The organism is Burkholderia sp. RF2-non_BP3 (assembly GCF_001522185.1).
Classification (GTDB): Bacteria; Pseudomonadota; Gammaproteobacteria; order Burkholderiales; family Burkholderiaceae; genus Burkholderia; species Burkholderia diffusa.
This window is the reverse complement of record NZ_LOSU01000056.1, coordinates 81,229-95,462: the sequence shown is the minus strand read 5'-3', so window position 1 is coordinate 95,462 and position 14,234 is coordinate 81,229. Positions and strand designations below refer to the sequence as shown.

Sequence of the window (14,234 nt, the reverse complement as noted above, 5' to 3'; positions counted from 1 at the left end):
GGCATGAAGGATTCGAAGGTGATCGTCGCGATCAACAAGGATCCCGAAGCGCCGATCTTCAGCGTGGCCGACTACGGGCTCGTCGGCGATCTGTTCGCGCTCGTGCCGGAACTCGTGAACGAACTGGGCTGACACGGCGTGACTTGACGCTTCGGCGGCAAGTACGCAAGACGAGGGGCGCGATGAGCGCCCCTTTTTTGTGCGATGGCCGAGGCTCTGTTTCGAGCCCGAAACGCATTCGCTGTAATGAAAAAGGCGCCCCGAGGGCGCCTTTTTCGTTGATGCGGGCCGGCCTTGGTCGCGGCGGACCGTTCCGACTTATGCGTATGCCGGGCGCGTCTGGCCGGCCACGTCCTTCAGGTAGCGATGCACCGACAGGTCGTCGGCCTGGATTGCCGGTTTCTTGCCCGAGAGCAGGTCGGCGAGCAGTTGGCCCGACCCGCACGACATCGTCCAGCCGAGCGTGCCGTGGCCGGTGTTCAGAAACAGGTTCGAGACCGGCGTGCGGCCGACGATCGGCGTGCCGTCCGGCGTCATCGGGCGCAGGCCTGTCCAGAACGTTGCTTTCGACGTGTCGCCGCCGCCCGGGAACAGGTCGTTCACGCACATTTCGAGCGTCTCGCGACGCGCGGCACGCAGGTTCTTGTCGAAGCCGACGATCTCCGCCATGCCGCCGACGCGGATGCGCTGGTCGAAACGCGTGATCGCGATCTTGTAGGTTTCGTCCAGCACCGTCGACACGGGCGCGGCCGTCTCGTCGACGATCGGCGCGGTGATCGAATAGCCCTTCAGCGGATAGACGGGGATCTTCATCAGATTCGAGATGAAGTTCGTGGAGTACGACCCGAGCGCGACGACGTATGCATCCGCGCGCACCGTCTCGCTGCCGCACTGCACGCCGGCGATCCTGCCGCCCGCGATCGCCAGCGCGTCGATCGGCGTGTTGTAGCGGAACTTCACGCCGAGCGATTCCGCGAGCGCCGCGAGGCGCGTCGTGAACAACTGGCAGTCGCCCGTTTCGTCGCCCGGCAGGCGCAGGCCGCCCGTCAGCTTGTGCGACACGGCGGCGAGCGCCGGTTCGGCATTCTTGAGCTCGGCCGGCGACAGCAGTTCGAACGGCACGTTCGCTTCCTGCAGCACCGCGATATCCTTCGCCGCGCCGTCGAGTTGCTGCTGCGTGCGGAACAGCTGCAGCGTGCCGCCCGTGCGGCCTTCGTACTGGATGCCCGTATCGGCGCGCAGCGCCTGCAGGCAATCGCGGCTGTATTCGGCGAGGCGGACCATGCGGCCCTTGTTGACTGCATAGCGCTCGGCCGTGCAGTTGCGCAGCATCTGCCACATCCACTGGAGCTGGAAGCGCGTGCCGTCGAGGCGGATCGCGAGCGGCGCGTGCTTCTCGAACATCCACTTGACGGCCTTCAGCGGCACGCCGGGCGCGGCCCACGGCGCAGCATAGCCGGGCGAGATCTGACCTGCGTTCGCGAAGCTCGTCTCGAGCGCCGGGCCGGCTTCCCGGTCGATCACCGTGACTTCATGACCGGCGCGCGCGAGGTAATACGCGCTTGCCACGCCCACCACACCGCTGCCCAGAATGACGACTCGCATAGCTGCTCCAGATGGAAGGATCAGGGCGAGGCCGGGCGCACGTGCGTCTCCGTGTAACCTCTAGCTGATCTAGTTTTTTGCGCTATGGTATTGTCGAATGTGCAGGTTTTGTTATCGTATTTTTCAGGTTTTCAGCATAAACAAATGAGAACGCAACGCCAGCCAGTACGCTCGCTCGACAAGCTCGACCGGCGCATCCTCAAACTGCTCCAGGACGACGGCCGGATGGCGATGAAGGACCTCGCGGAGCAGGTCGGGCTGACCGTCACGCCGTGTATCGAACGCGTGCGGCGCATGGAGCGCGACGGCGTCATCACCGGCTATCACGCACGCGTCGATCCGGGCCAGCTCGGCGCCGCGTTGCTGGTATTCGTCGAGATCACGCTCGGCCACAAGGGCGGCAACATGTTCGAGCAGTTCCGGCGCGAAGTGATGAAGATCGACGAGGTGCTCGAGTGCCATCTCGTGTCCGGCGACTTCGATTACCTGATCAAGGCGCGCATCGGTGAAATGGCCGACTATCGCAAGCTGCTGGGCGACATCCTGCTGCAGCTGCCCGGCGCGGTGCAGTCGAAGAGCTATGTCGTGATGGAAGAAATCAAGGAGACGCTGACGATCTCGGTCGGCGAATGACCGTGGCTGCTGCCTGCAGCCCGTCCCTCAATCCCGCCCTTGGCATGCTGCACCCAATACTGTATAAATGTACAGTATTCGGTGCAGGCGAATGGGTGAGCGCATGGACGGTCGGTCCGACAACGAATTTCCGATAGCGCCGCCGGCGCCCCGCAAGGGGCGCGGTGCGGTCGACAACCTCCAGGGGCGATACGAAACGGCGCTGCGCGAAGCGGTCGATGACGGCTGGACACACGAATCGGACGACGCCGATCTGCCCGCGCCGCTGCGCACGCAGGTGTTCGAGGAGCGCGCAAAGAGCATCCTGACGCACAACCAGTCGCCGGACATACCGTTCAGCGTGTCGCTCAATCCGTATCGCGGCTGCGAGCATGGCTGCATCTACTGCTTTGCACGGCCGACCCATAGTTACCTCGGTCTGTCGCCGGGGCTCGATTTCGAGAGTCGCATCTACGCGAAGGTCAACGCGGCCGAATTGCTCGAGCGCGAGATTTCGCGCAAGCGCTACGTGCCGGAGCCGATCGCGCTCGGCGTCAACACCGATGCATACCAGCCGGTCGAGCGCGATCTGCGCATCACGCGCAGCGTGATCCAGGTAATGCACGATCACGGGCTGCCGTTCGCGGCGATCACGAAATCGTCCCTGATCGAGCGCGATCTGGATCTGCTGGCCCCGATGGCCGAGCGCGGGCAGGTGATGGCCGCGGTCACGATCACGACGCTCGATGCCGATCTCGCGCGCACGCTCGAGCCGCGTGCGGCGACGCCGGCGCGCCGGCTGCGCACGATCCGCGCGCTGCGCGATGCGGGCGTGCCGGTGGGCGTCAGCATTGCACCGATGATTCCGTTCGTCACCGAGCCGGACATGGAGCGTGTGCTGGAAGCTTGTGCTGAAGCCGGCGCGACGCACGCGAGTTACATCATCCTGCGGCTGCCGTGGGAGGTCGCGCCGCTGTTCAAGAACTGGCTCTCCGCGCATTTCCCCGATCGCGCGGAGCGCGTGATGAACCGCGTGCGCGACATGCGCGGCGGGAAGGACTACGACTCGGATTTCGCGAAGCGGATGAAGGGCGAGGGAATCTGGGCGGACCTGTTGCGGCAGCGGTTCCGTCAGGCCGTGAAGCGGCTAGGGTTGAACGAGCGTGCGAACGGCATTCTGGATCTGTCGCAGTTTCGCGGTGCGCCGGCGACCGGGGCGGCGGCGCAGCGCCCGGTGGCGGGCGCGACCGGCACGAAGTCGCGTGACGACGTGCAACTGAGCCTGTTCTGATCCGGCCGACGCGTGTTGGCGCTTACTGCGAGATTTGCTTTGCCGCTTCGACTTGCGATTCGAAGTACGTCTGGAACGACAGCGCGAGGGCGGTCATCAGCAGGAACGCACCGATCAGCAGCGAAAAGATCACGATGAAGATCACCGTCCAGCCTGACTGGCTGTGCTTGCCTGTGTCGGCATTGAATTGCGCGTCCCACTTCTCGTCGGGGCGCAGGCCGTAGACGAGCGCGGCGAGGAACGCTGCCAGAAGCGAGATCGCACCCGGCACGGCGAGCCACCAGCCGAGGTTGGCACTGCGCTGGGTCGCGGCGAGCAGCAGGAAACCCGGGATCCCGACGATTGTCGCGAGCAGGTGCGCCCAGCCGTACACGTCGCGAAAGCCGTACAGGTAGAAGCGGTGCGCGCCGAGCGAACCGAGCAGGAACGCGAGGGCGGCGGTGAGCGTCTTGGAGCGGAAGCGACGGGACGATGCGGTGCTGCTGGACATGGATGGCGGCGGATTATCGTTGGCATGGGCGGCCGGCAGGCCGGCGCGGGGCGCTCGGCCCGGCACGCATTCTACGATGCCCGGTCGGGCCCGGTCACCCCTTGCCTGCGTCAAGGTGCCGCATAGGTGATGCGGTAGATGGCGCCTGCGTAGTCGTCGCTGACGAGCAGCGAGCCGTCCGGCAGCGGCAGGACGTCGGCCGGGCGCCCCCACACGGTGCCGTCCGCGCGCAGCCAGCCTGTGATGAACGGTGTCTGGCTTGCATGGCTGCCGTCGGCCGACACGACCGCGCGCATTACGCGATAGCCGACCTTCGTGCTGCGATTCCACGAACCATGCTCGGCAATGAAGATGTTGTTGCGATATGACGCCGGAAACATTGTCCCCGTATAGAAGCGCATGCCGAGTGCCGCGACGTGCGCGCCGAGTTTCAGCACGGGCGGCGCGTAGCGGCGGCACACGTCGGCGCTGCCGAATTCAGGGTCGGGCGTGTCGCCGCCGTGGCAGTATGGAAAGCCGAAATCGAGGCCCGCGCGCGGCGCACGATTCAGCTTGTCGTCGGGCACGTCGTCGCCCATCAAGTCGCGCCCGTTGTCGGTGAACCACAGCTCGCGCGACTCGGGGTGCCAGGCAAAGCCGACGGTATTGCGCACGCCGCGGGCAAACACTTCCCGGCCGCTGCCGTCCGCGTTCATGCGTGCGATGATCGCGTATCGACCGCGATCGGCGAGGCACACGTTGCATGGGGCGCCGGTCGGCACGTAGAGCTTGCCGTCGGGGCCGAATGCGATGAATTTCCAGCCGTGATGATGATCGGTCGGCAGCGTATCCGTCACGACAGCCGGCGCCGGAGGCCTGGCGAGCCGGTCGTCGATGTGATCGAGGCGCAGAATACGCGACACGGCGGAGATATAGAGCGCGCCGTCGCGATACGCGACGCCGACGGGCATGTCGAGCCCCGATGCGATCACGTAGCGGGCCGTGATCTGGCCCTCCTGCATCACAAGTGCATGCACGCGGCCTTCCCGCGAGCCGACATACAGGATTCCGCGCGGCGACCACGCCATTTCGCGGGCGGTCGGCACGGCGTCGGTCAGCACGTCGACGTGGAAGCCGGGCGGCACGACCAGTTTGTCCGCCGGCGTTGCGGCGCAAGCCGCGGTGGCTGCGAGGCAGGTGAGGAGGCCGGTCAGCAAGCCCGCGAGGCGGTGCTGCGCGCGGCGCGCCAGGGTGACGCAAGATGGCGGCATGGCGGCGGTAAGCGTCGTGGACACGACGATTGTATGCCCGGCGTGCAGGGCGTCCGTGGAATTTTTGCGCGTAAGTGTTTGTTGTGGCTTTGGTTTCCGGCTATAATCGCACGTTTCAGTAGTTTCGAACCCGGTTTTCCCGAAGGATTTCATATGGTTATCATCCGTCTGGCTCGCGGCGGCTCGAAGAAGCGCCCGTTCTACAACATCGTCGCTACCGATTCGCGCAACCGTCGTGACGGCCGCTTCATCGAGCGCGTCGGCTTCTACAACCCGGTCGCCACGAAGGGCGAGTCGCTGCGTATCGCTCAGGACCGCCTGACGTACTGGCAAGGCGTTGGCGCGCAACTGTCGCCGACCGTCCAGCGTCTCGTGAAGGAAGCGCAAAAGGCGCAACCGGCTGCCTAACATGGCGCGGTGTGCCGGTCGTGCCGGCTGCAAGGAGCATTGATGTCCGGTCACGATTCCGGTAACGCAAAGCGCGGGCGAGCGTCATTTGGCGCATTCGTCCGCAAGCCGGTCGAGCGCGACACTGTCGCGAGCGCCGGTGTGGCTGCCGAGCAGGGCAGTCTCGAGGCAGTACAAGCCTGGCCCGACGATGCTGTCGAGGTCGGGGCGGTCGTCGACGCCTATGGCCTGAAAGGCTGGGTCAAGGTGGCGACGCATGCAGACGCCGGTCGCGGCGGCGATGCGCTGCTCAAGGCGCGCCGCTGGTGGCTGGAACGGGGTGGGGAGCGCTTGTCTGCCCGCATCCTGCAGTCGAAGACGCACGGCGACACAGTCGTCGCGCATACCGCGGGTGTCAGCGACCGCGATGCCGCAATGGCTTTGCGCGGCTTTCGCGTGTTCGTGCGCCGGGAAGATTTCCCGGCATTGGCCGCGGACGAATTCTATTGGGTCGACCTGATCGGCCTCGTGGTCGTCAACGAGCAATCGGTGGCGCTCGGGACGGTAAGCGGGATGATCGACAACGGCGTGCATTCGATCATGCGCGTCGAGTATCCGGCAGTCGGCAAGGATGGTCGGCCGACCACCGACGAACGGCTGATTCCGTTCGTCGGCGTCTACGTCAAAACGGTGGATCAGGCGGCACGTCGCATCGTCGTCGACTGGGAAGCCGATTACTAATGAACCAGGTTACGGAGAGCGCGGTGCAGTTCGACGTCGTCACGCTCTTTCCCGAAATGTTCCGCGCACTGACCGACTGGGGAATCACCAGCCGGGCCGTGAAGCAGGGGCGCTTCGGGCTGCGCACCTGGAATCCGCGTGATTTCACGACGGACAACTACCGCACGGTCGACGATCGTCCGTACGGCGGCGGTCCGGGCATGGTGATGCTGGCCAGGCCGCTCGAGGCCGCGATCGGCGCTGCGAAAGCAGCACAGGCGGAGCAGGGCGTCGCGAGCACGCGTGTGGTGATGATGTCGCCGCAAGGTGCACCGTTCACGCACGAACGTGCGGTGCGAATGGCGCAGGAGCCTGGTGTCATCGTGCTGTGCGGCCGCTACGAGGCGATCGATCAGCGTTTGCTCGACCGGTGCGTCGACGAGGAAATCAGCCTCGGCGATTTCGTTCTGTCCGGCGGCGAACTGCCGGCGATGGCGATGATGGATGCCGTCGTGCGCCTGCTGCCCGGCGTGCTGAACGACGCGCAGTCGGCTGTGCAGGACAGCTTCGCCGACGGGCTGCTCGATTGTCCGCATTACACGCGCCCCGAGGAATACGAGGGGATGCGCGTGCCGGACGTGCTGCTCGGCGGCCATCATGCCGAGATCGAGCGGTGGCGGCGCCAGGAAGCATTGAGGAATACGTTGCGGAAGCGGCCGGACCTGATCGTCCGGGCGCGCCGCGAGAAGTTGTTGAGCCGTGCCGACGAGGCATGGCTTGCGAACCTCGCACGCGAAGCGAAGAACGCCTCCTGAGGCGGCGGCGCGGGCGGGAAATGGCGGTGCCGTGCATGCGTGCACGGTGCCTGATGTGAATCCATCCTCTATCGGGGCCAAGCCTGGAAGCAGGCGGGTGCAAACGCCGACAAGATGGCTTTAGGAGTCAGTGATGAATCTGATCGCAAAACTTGAGCAGGAAGAGATCGAGCGCGCGCTCGCCGGCAAGACGATCCCCGAATTCGCCCCGGGCGACACGGTGATCGTGAACGTGAACGTGGTTGAAGGTAACCGCAAGCGCGTTCAGGCGTACGAAGGCGTCGTGATCGCGATTCGCAACCGTGGTCTGAACTCGAACTTCATCGTCCGCAAGATTTCGTCGGGCGAAGGCGTCGAGCGTACGTTCCAGACCTACTCGCCGCTGCTGGCGAGCATCGTCGTGAAGCGTCGCGGTGATGTGCGTCGCGCGAAGCTGTACTACCTGCGCGAGCGTTCGGGCAAGTCGGCTCGAATCAAGGAAAAGCTGGTGTCGAAGGATCGCGCCGCAGCAGCTTCCCAAGAGTAAGAGCTGTAAGGAAAAAGCACCCTCCCGGGTGCTTTTTTCATTCTGGCGCGACAATATGCTCGATACGTCACGAACTCGAGATCCCCATTGAATCGCCGCCCCATCATTGATCCCGAAGTGCTGCCGGTCGAAGGCACTGGCGCCGGCTTGCCGTCCATCGAAACCCGCTTGATGACCCCGCCCGGGCTGCGCGAGCGTTTCGCGCGCACGCTCGAATGGAGCGTCGAGCCCGGAGAGGCACGGCTGCAGGAGGGCGTCGATCCGCGCAGCGCCGCCGTCCTGATTCCGCTCGTCGTTCGCGAGGGCGGCCTCACCGTGCTGCTGACCCAGCGCGCCGACCACCTGAACGACCACGCCGGGCAGATCAGCTTCCCCGGTGGCCGTCGCGAGCCGTTCGATCGCGATGCGACGGCGACCGCGTTGCGCGAGGCGAAGGAAGAAATCGGACTGGCCGCCGAACCGGTGGAGGTGCTCGGTGCGCTGCCCGACTACCTGACGGGGACCGGCTTCTGCGTGACGCCCATCGTGGGGCTCGTGCATCCGCCGTTTACCGTGCAGGCCGACACGTTCGAGGTTGCCGAGATTTTCGAGGTACCGCTCGCGTTCCTGATGAGTCCGGCGAACCACCAGGTGCGCGTGTTCCGCTGGGAAGGCGGCGAGCGTCGTTTTTTTGCGATGCCCTATCCGAACGGCGAATCGGCCGGGCATTACTTCATCTGGGGCGCAACTGCCGGCATGTTGCGCAATCTGTACCGCTTCTTGGCAGCCGGATAGCATCCGGCCCGAACCCGCGCACGCGGCCGGCCGCCGGCCCGTCGCGTCGGCAGCCATGCGCCGCTTACGCTGTGCTATCGTTATGCAAAAAATGACATAACTCCGAAGACGGCGCCACGCATGACTTTCTTTTCGGTTCTTCTCGCCCTCATCATCGAACAGGTCCGCGCGTTGTCGCCGAGCAATCCGGTGTTCGCCCTGTTCCAGTTTCATGCGGAAACCGTCGCGCATGGCCTCGACGCCGGCAAGCAAAAGCATGGCGTGCTCGCATGGCTTGCAGTCGTGCTGCCGTGGGTGCTGATCGTCGCGCTGATCTACTTTCTGCTGTTCAAGGTGAGCTTCGTGCTCGCGTTCATCTGGAACGTCGTCGTCGTGTATTTCACGCTCGGCTTCCGCCAGTTCAGCCACTATTTCACCGATATCCATCTCGCGCTCAACAACGACGACGTGCCGCGCGCGCGTGAAATCCTGCACGAGTGGACGGGCCTCGACACGGTCGACATGCCGGTCGGCGAAATCGTCCGCCATACGCTGATTCATGCGGTCGTTGCGTCGCATCGCCACGTGTTCGGCGTGTTCTTCTGGTACGTGCTGCCCATCGGTCCGGCCGGTGCCGTGCTGTACCGCATCTCCGAATATCTCGCGCGCAGCTGGTCGACGCCGGGCGACGATCGCACCGCCGCGTTCTCGACGTTCGCGCAGCGCGCGTTCTTCGTGATCGACTGGATTCCGTCGCGACTGACCGCGCTCGGCTTCGCGATCGTCGGCAACTTCGAGGATGCGATCTACGCGTGGCGCAATCACACGCGCCAGTGGCCCGACCCGAACGACGGCGTGCTGCTCGCGGCCGGCAGCGGCGCGCTTGGCGCGCGCCTCGCGGGGCCGCTCGCGGAACCGTCGAGTCTCGACGCGTTGGCGGTCGGCGACAGCGGCCCGTTGACGGTCGGCGATGATTGCACGCCGCGCACGCTGCAGTCCGCGGTCGGCCTGGTTTGGCGCGCCGTGATCCTGTGGATGATCCTGCTGTTGATGTTGACGCTGGCCGTCTGGGTGTCGTGACGCCGCAGCGCAGGTGCGCGATGAAACGAAAAGGCCGGCTTCATGCCGGCCTTTTTGCCATGCGCCAGGTCAGTTCGCTCAGTCGTCGAGCGGATCGCGTACGGCGCCGCATTGCCAGCAGGCGGTGAACTGGGCCTCCAGCGCCTCGCCGCATCGACGGCAGCGCCACGGAGCGGCGCCGGCCGACGGGCCATGCGACGCCGCATCGAGGAGCCGCCGAGCGAGCGCATCGTCGCGCTCGTCGTCGAGCCACAGCTCGGGGGCGCAAGCGTCGGCGGGCAGGCCGCCGAGCGCGCCGGTCGCGTAGCAGTTGTGCAGTTCGCAGCCGATGCCAGCCGCCTGCAGCACATTCGCCCAATGCTGCGCGGTGGCGAGATTGGGGGCCTTGAAACGCATCGCGGCTCCTGTCGGTGAAGGCCGGGCCGGCGCCCCCGGCCGCCTTCTGCCCGCCGTGCGCTCAGCGGACGATCTGGCTTGCCTCGTGCACGAGCTGTGCGTAAAGCGCATGCCGCGACGGTGAGATGCGGCCGTCGGAGACGGCTTCGAGAATCGCGCAGCCCGGCTCGTGCAGATGATGGCAATTATAGAAACGGCAGTCCGCGAGCAGCGGGCGGAATTCCGGGAACGCGCGCTCGAGGCGGCCTTCCGTCAGGTGGTAGAGGCCGAATTCCTGGAAACCCGGCGAATCGATCAGCGCGCCGCCGCCTTCGAGCGGGTAGAGGCGCGTGAACGTCGTCGTGTGACGGCCGCTGTTGAGCGCGGCCGAGATTTCCCGGGTCGCGGCTTCGGCATCGGGCACGAGCAGGTTCACGAGCGTCGACTTGCCCATTCCGGACTGGCCGAGCAGGATCGTCGAATGCCCGGCCAGATGCGGCATCAGTTGTGCACGCGCATTGTCGGGCGCGCCCTTCACCGACAGTTCGAGCACGTCGTAGCCGAGCGCGCGGTAGGGCGCGAGGCGCTCGCGGGCGACCGGCAGCGCGGCCTCGACGTCGATCTTGTTCAGCACGACGAGCGGCTTCAGTTCATTCGCTTCGGCCGCGATCAGCGCGCGGCCGAGGAGATCCTCGCTGAAATAGGGCTCGGTCGCGAGCACGATCAGCAGCTGATCGAGGTTGGCCGCGAAGAGCTTCGACTTGAACTGGTCGGAACGGTACAGCAGGTTGCGCCGCTCGCCGATCTCGACGATCACGCCCTGGTCGGCCGACGCCTGTTCGTACACGACGCGGTCGCCGACCGCGATCTCGCTTTTCTTGCCGCGCGGGAAGCACTGCAGCATCGGGCCGCCGTCGTCGGGCGCGACGATATAGTGGCGGCCGTGCGCCGCGATCACGCGGCCGTCGACACGCGGCGCGCCCGATGCGCGCGGAGCCGGCTTGCGGGAGGTCGGCCGGCTCATGCGTGCTGCATCAGGCGGTCGATCCGCTGCGACGCCGGCGGATGCGAGTAGTAGAAGGCCGTGTAGACGGGGTCCGGCGTGAGGGTCGACGCGTTGTCCTCGTAAAGCTTCACGAGCGCGCTGACGAGATCCTGCGCATCGGTCTGGCTGGCCGCGAACGCGTCGGCCTCGAATTCATGCTTGCGCGACGTGAGGCTGCTGAACGGCGTCGCGAAGAACAGGAACACGGGGATCGCGAGGAAGAACAGCACGAGCGCGGCGCCCGCGTTGCTCGTGTCGAGCGACGGCGTGACGCCGAGCCCCGTATAGAACCACGTGCGCTGCGCGAGCCAGCCGAGCAGCGCGAGCAGCACGAGGCTCAGCACGAACGACACGAGCATCCGCTTCATTACGTGGCGGCGCTTGAAGTGGCCGAGTTCGTGCGCGAGCACGGCCTCGATTTCCTGGCCGGACAGCCGCGCGAGCAGCGTGTCGAAGAATACGATCCGCTTCGACGCACCGAAGCCCGTGAAGTACGCGTTGCCGTGCGCGGAACGGCGGCTGCCGTCCATCACGAACAGGCCCTTCGCCGCGAAGCCGCACCGCTTCATCAGCGACTCGATGCGCGTGCGCAGCGCTTCGTCCTTCAGCGGTTCGAACTTGTTGAAGATCGGCGCGATGAAGGTCGGGTAGATCAGCAGCACGAGCATCTGGAATGCGACCCAGACGATCCAGGTCCACAGCCACCACAGGCTGCCGGCCTGGTTCATCAGCCACAGCACGACGAACAGCAGCGGCAGGCCGAGCACGGCGCCGAGCAGCGTGTTCTTCAGCATGTCGGTGAAGAACAGGCGCTTGGTCATGCGGTTGAAGCCGAACCGCTGTTCGATCCCGAACTGGCGGTAATACTCGAACGGCACGTCGATCGCGCCCATGATCGCGAGCACGACGGCGACGAGCGCGACCTGCTGACCGTAGCCGCGGCCGAACCAGCCCGTCAGCAGCGTGTCGAGGGCGCCGACGCCGCCGAGCAGGGTAAGGCCGACCAGCACGGCCGCGCTGACGACGATTTCAAACATCGCCAGCCGGGTGCGCTCGACCGTGTAGTCGGCGGCGCGCTGGTGGGCGGTCAGCGGGATGGTGGCGCTGAACTGCGCGGGCACGTCGTTGCGGTGTGCGGCGACGAAGCGGATCTGCCGCGACGCGAGCCACAGCTTGGTGACGACCATCGCGAGCACGGCGATCGCGAACAGCAGGGTGAACGAAAAGGGTGACATCGAAGGCGCCAAAGGGTTCTATGCGAGAATTATATGTTCTTGCGGACCGGGCCCGCTCACGCGATGCCGGCCGCCCGGGCGGCGCCGCGCGCCGTCCGCTATTTTCCAGGATGACTCATGACCGATACCGCCGCTTCCGCCAGCCAGCCCGCGCTCGTGCGCAACGAGTTGAACCTCGTCTGGCTCGACATGGAGATGACGGGCCTCGACCCGGATAACGACCGCATCATCGAAATCGCGGTCGTCGTGACCAATTCCACGCTCGACATCGCGGTGGAAGGCCCCGTGTTCGCGATTCACCAGAGCGACGAAACGCTCGCGAAGATGGACGACTGGAACAAGTCGACGCACGGCCGCTCGGGCCTGATCGACCGCGTGCGCGCGTCGACCGTGACCGAGGCGGAGGCTGCCGCGCAGTTGCAGGCGTTTCTCGCGCAGTATGTATCGCCCGGCAAGTCGCCGATGTGCGGCAATTCGATCTGCCAGGATCGCCGTTTCATGGCGCGCTGGATGCCGGAATTCGAGCGATTCTTCCACTACCGCAACCTGGACGTCAGCACGCTCAAGGAGCTGTGCCGCCGCTGGCAGCCCGCGATCTACAAGGGCTTCCAGAAGCGCGCGATGCACACGGCGCTCGCGGACATCCACGAGTCGATCGACGAACTGAAGTATTACCGCGAGCATTTCCTGATTCCGGCCGCGTCGGCGCCGGCAGGCGAGTCCGCGCCGGCCGCCTGAGCGAGCCGGCACGCACTCAGCGCGGCGCGCGTTGCGCGCTCTTCGGCCGGAACGCCGCGACCACCGCGGCGTCGGTCTCGATGTACGGGCCGCCGATCAGGTCGATGCAGTAGGGTACGGCCGCGAAGATGCCGGGCACGGTCGACTTGCCGTCGGCGTCGCGCAGCCCTTCGAGCGTTTCCCGGATCGACTTCGGCTGGCCGGGCAGGTTGATGATCAGCGCCGCGTGGTCGGCCGTCTCGCGGATCACCGCGACCTGCCGCGACAGGATCGCGGTCGGCACGAAATTCAGGCTGATCTGCCGCATCTGTTCGCCGAATCCCGGCATTTCCTTCGTCGCAACGGCCAGCGTGGCTTCCGGCGTCACGTCGCGCCGCGCGGGGCCGGTGCCGCCGGTCGTCAGCACCAGATCGCACCCCGCGACGTCGACGAGTTCTGCCAGCGTGGCGGAGATCGTCGGCGCGTCGTCCTGGATCAGTCGGGTTTCGGCGCGCCACGGCGAGCGCAATGCGCCGGCGAGCCATTCCTGCAGCGCCGGGATGCCCTTGTCCTCATAAACGCCCGTGCTGGCGCGGTCGCTGATCGACACGAGGCCGACCACGAGCTCGTCCGGGTGGTTACGCTTCGTCGTCATGGTCGTCTCCGGCTTCGTCCGGCGCTTCGTCTGCGTCGGCCTCGTCCGTACCGCTCGCGGTCTTGATCCACTGGAACAGCTCGCGGAAATAGCGCGGCGGCTTGCCTTGCTGCGCTTCCTTGCGTGCGTTGCGGATCAGCGTGCGGCCTTCCTGGATGTCGGCTTCGGGGTGCAGGCGGAGGAATTCGGTCAGCGCGTCGTCGCTGGCGAGCAGCTGCTCGCGCGTGCGCTCGATCCAGTGCAGGCGGGCGGTCGCGGCCTTGTTCACGCCTCGCTGGGCGTCCAGCGCGGTGCGCAGCGCGGCCGTTTCCTCGTCGGTCAGCGAGCGCATCACGCGGCCGACGTACTGGAGCTGGCGGCGCTTGCCTTCGTGGTCGGTGATCCGGCGCGCCTCGCGCACGGCGTCGGCGAGGTCCTCGGGCATCGGCATGCGCTTGAGCGCGTCCTTCGGCAGGTCGACCAGGGCCTGGCCGAGCTCCTGCAGCGCGTGCATCTCGCGTTTCAACTGGGATTTGCTGGGGCGATCGTAGCCATTGCCGGTGTCGTCGTCGGCGTGCTCGATCGGCTGGATTCGGGTTTTGCGTGTCATGGGCGGCATTGTATCGCGGCGCGGACACCCCAAGCTTGTCGGTATGTGGCCCCGGACCTTGCTATGATCGCGGGATACGCAACATTTTG

General features: G+C 66.0%; 17 protein-coding genes and 1 pseudogene. 10 read left to right on the top strand and 8 right to left on the bottom strand.

Translation table 11 applies throughout. The features are described 5' to 3' along the window. A pseudogene (locus tag WS45_RS35290) lies at positions 1-132 on the top strand (electron transfer flavoprotein subunit alpha/FixB family protein); the annotation flags it as partial. Between the two features lie 186 nt (positions 133-318). On the opposite strand, the gene WS45_RS26715 reads toward WS45_RS35290, so the two are convergent. Then, positions 319-1,605, bottom strand: a complete 1,287-nt coding sequence (locus WS45_RS26715; RefSeq protein ID WP_059702535.1) for a D-amino acid dehydrogenase — start codon at positions 1,603-1,605, stop codon at positions 319-321. Between the two features lie 144 nt (positions 1,606-1,749). On the opposite strand from WS45_RS26715, the gene WS45_RS26710 reads away from it, so the two are divergent. Both WS45_RS26710 and WS45_RS26705 read left to right on the top strand, forming a co-directional pair. Beyond that, complete coding sequence (locus WS45_RS26710) at positions 1,750-2,238, top strand: Lrp/AsnC ligand binding domain-containing protein (protein WP_006762687.1); 489 nt, start codon at positions 1,750-1,752, stop codon at positions 2,236-2,238. A gap of 91 nt (positions 2,239-2,329) precedes the next feature. Next, complete coding sequence (locus WS45_RS26705; protein ID WP_059702533.1) at positions 2,330-3,508, top strand: PA0069 family radical SAM protein; 1,179 nt, start codon at positions 2,330-2,332, stop codon at positions 3,506-3,508. Positions 3,509-3,530: 22 nt separating this feature from the next. Here WS45_RS26705 and WS45_RS26700 read toward each other — a convergent pair whose 3' ends face one another. Continuing rightward, positions 3,531-3,998, bottom strand: coding sequence for an NINE protein (locus WS45_RS26700; RefSeq protein ID WP_059523814.1), 468 nt, complete (start codon positions 3,996-3,998; stop codon positions 3,531-3,533). A 110-nt stretch (positions 3,999-4,108) separates the two neighbouring features. Beyond that, positions 4,109-5,248 carry a PQQ-dependent sugar dehydrogenase gene (locus WS45_RS26695; RefSeq protein WP_059702531.1) on the bottom strand — a complete coding sequence of 380 codons (1,140 nt, stop codon included), beginning with the start codon at positions 5,246-5,248 and terminating at the stop codon, positions 4,109-4,111. A 153-nt stretch (positions 5,249-5,401) separates the two neighbouring features. Here WS45_RS26695 and rpsP point away from each other — a divergent pair, with 153 nt between their 5' ends. From rpsP to WS45_RS26665, 6 genes are all read left to right on the top strand, one after another. Continuing rightward, positions 5,402-5,656, top strand: coding sequence for a 30S ribosomal protein S16 (rpsP, locus tag WS45_RS26690; protein WP_006476550.1), 255 nt, complete (start codon positions 5,402-5,404; stop codon positions 5,654-5,656). Between the two features lie 42 nt (positions 5,657-5,698). Beyond that, positions 5,699-6,376 (top strand): ribosome maturation factor RimM, encoded by a 678-nt coding sequence (gene rimM / locus WS45_RS26685; RefSeq protein WP_059702529.1) that lies wholly within the window; start codon positions 5,699-5,701, stop codon positions 6,374-6,376. Next, positions 6,376-7,170 carry a tRNA (guanosine(37)-N1)-methyltransferase TrmD gene (trmD, locus tag WS45_RS26680; RefSeq protein WP_059447922.1) on the top strand — a complete coding sequence of 265 codons (795 nt, stop codon included), beginning with the start codon at positions 6,376-6,378 and terminating at the stop codon, positions 7,168-7,170. Before rimM ends, trmD begins: the two co-directional genes overlap by 1 nt. A gap of 133 nt (positions 7,171-7,303) precedes the next feature. Beyond that, positions 7,304-7,696, top strand: a complete 393-nt coding sequence (gene rplS, locus WS45_RS26675; RefSeq protein WP_006753174.1) for a 50S ribosomal protein L19 — start codon at positions 7,304-7,306, stop codon at positions 7,694-7,696. Positions 7,697-7,783: 87 nt separating this feature from the next. Further along, on the top strand, positions 7,784-8,470 hold the full coding sequence (locus tag WS45_RS26670) for a CoA pyrophosphatase (protein ID WP_059523805.1): 687 nt from the start codon (positions 7,784-7,786) through the stop codon (positions 8,468-8,470). Between the two features lie 120 nt (positions 8,471-8,590). Further along, positions 8,591-9,529 carry a CobD/CbiB family protein gene (locus WS45_RS26665; protein ID WP_059523804.1) on the top strand — a complete coding sequence of 313 codons (939 nt, stop codon included), beginning with the start codon at positions 8,591-8,593 and terminating at the stop codon, positions 9,527-9,529. Positions 9,530-9,607: 78 nt separating this feature from the next. Here WS45_RS26665 and WS45_RS26660 read toward each other — a convergent pair whose 3' ends face one another. The 3 genes from WS45_RS26660 to WS45_RS26650 all read right to left on the bottom strand — a co-directional run bounded on the left by WS45_RS26660 (position 9,608) and on the right by WS45_RS26650 (position 12,184). Then, positions 9,608-9,925 (bottom strand): putative signal transducing protein, encoded by a 318-nt coding sequence (locus tag WS45_RS26660; RefSeq protein WP_059523802.1) that lies wholly within the window; start codon positions 9,923-9,925, stop codon positions 9,608-9,610. A gap of 61 nt (positions 9,926-9,986) precedes the next feature. Next, positions 9,987-10,928, bottom strand: coding sequence for a ribosome small subunit-dependent GTPase A (gene rsgA, locus WS45_RS26655; RefSeq protein WP_059702527.1), 942 nt, complete (start codon positions 10,926-10,928; stop codon positions 9,987-9,989). Beyond that, entirely contained in the window at positions 10,925-12,184 is a 1,260-nt protein-coding gene (locus tag WS45_RS26650) for a M48 family metallopeptidase (RefSeq protein ID WP_059691062.1), read from the bottom strand. The genes rsgA and WS45_RS26650 overlap by 4 nt, the downstream gene beginning before the upstream one ends. Before the next feature lie 117 nt (positions 12,185-12,301). Between WS45_RS26650 and orn the strand changes: the two genes are divergently transcribed. Beyond that, complete coding sequence (orn, locus tag WS45_RS26645) at positions 12,302-12,922, top strand: oligoribonuclease (protein WP_049030222.1); 621 nt, start codon at positions 12,302-12,304, stop codon at positions 12,920-12,922. 16 nt (positions 12,923-12,938) lie between these two features. Here orn and mog read toward each other — a convergent pair whose 3' ends face one another. Further along, positions 12,939-13,556 (bottom strand): molybdopterin adenylyltransferase, encoded by a 618-nt coding sequence (gene mog / locus WS45_RS26640; protein ID WP_081259227.1) that lies wholly within the window; start codon positions 13,554-13,556, stop codon positions 12,939-12,941. Continuing rightward, positions 13,540-14,145: a ribosome biogenesis factor YjgA gene (gene yjgA / locus WS45_RS26635; RefSeq protein ID WP_290371025.1), complete on the bottom strand. Its 606-nt coding sequence runs from the start codon at positions 14,143-14,145 to the stop codon at positions 13,540-13,542. Before yjgA ends, mog begins: the two co-directional genes overlap by 17 nt. Between the last annotated feature and the right edge of the window lie 89 nt (positions 14,146-14,234).

Excerpts from the sequence above, each read along its gene's own strand:
- WS45_RS26715 (WP_059702535.1), bottom strand. The coding sequence starts at position 1,605 with ATGCGAGTCGTCATTCTGGGCAGCGGTGTGGTGGGCGTGGCAAGCGCG.
- WS45_RS26710 (WP_006762687.1), top strand. The coding sequence starts at position 1,750 with ATGAGAACGCAACGCCAGCCAGTACGCTCGCTCGACAAGCTCGACCGG.
- WS45_RS26705 (WP_059702533.1), top strand. The coding sequence starts at position 2,330 with ATGGGTGAGCGCATGGACGGTCGGTCCGACAACGAATTTCCGATAGCG.
- WS45_RS26700 (WP_059523814.1), bottom strand. The coding sequence starts at position 3,998 with ATGTCCAGCAGCACCGCATCGTCCCGTCGCTTCCGCTCCAAGACGCTC.
- WS45_RS26695 (WP_059702531.1), bottom strand. The coding sequence starts at position 5,248 with ATGCCGCCATCTTGCGTCACCCTGGCGCGCCGCGCGCAGCACCGCCTC.
- rpsP (WP_006476550.1), top strand. The coding sequence starts at position 5,402 with ATGGTTATCATCCGTCTGGCTCGCGGCGGCTCGAAGAAGCGCCCGTTC.
- rimM (WP_059702529.1), top strand. The coding sequence starts at position 5,699 with ATGTCCGGTCACGATTCCGGTAACGCAAAGCGCGGGCGAGCGTCATTT.
- trmD (WP_059447922.1), top strand. The coding sequence starts at position 6,376 with ATGAACCAGGTTACGGAGAGCGCGGTGCAGTTCGACGTCGTCACGCTC.
- rplS (WP_006753174.1), top strand. The coding sequence starts at position 7,304 with ATGAATCTGATCGCAAAACTTGAGCAGGAAGAGATCGAGCGCGCGCTC.
- WS45_RS26665 (WP_059523804.1), top strand. The coding sequence starts at position 8,591 with ATGACTTTCTTTTCGGTTCTTCTCGCCCTCATCATCGAACAGGTCCGC.
- WS45_RS26660 (WP_059523802.1), bottom strand. The coding sequence starts at position 9,925 with ATGCGTTTCAAGGCCCCCAATCTCGCCACCGCGCAGCATTGGGCGAAT.
- rsgA (WP_059702527.1), bottom strand. The coding sequence starts at position 10,928 with ATGAGCCGGCCGACCTCCCGCAAGCCGGCTCCGCGCGCATCGGGCGCG.
- WS45_RS26650 (WP_059691062.1), bottom strand. The coding sequence starts at position 12,184 with ATGTCACCCTTTTCGTTCACCCTGCTGTTCGCGATCGCCGTGCTCGCG.
- orn (WP_049030222.1), top strand. The coding sequence starts at position 12,302 with ATGACCGATACCGCCGCTTCCGCCAGCCAGCCCGCGCTCGTGCGCAAC.
- mog (WP_081259227.1), bottom strand. The coding sequence starts at position 13,556 with ATGACGACGAAGCGTAACCACCCGGACGAGCTCGTGGTCGGCCTCGTG.
- yjgA (WP_290371025.1), bottom strand. The coding sequence starts at position 14,145 with ATGACACGCAAAACCCGAATCCAGCCGATCGAGCACGCCGACGACGAC.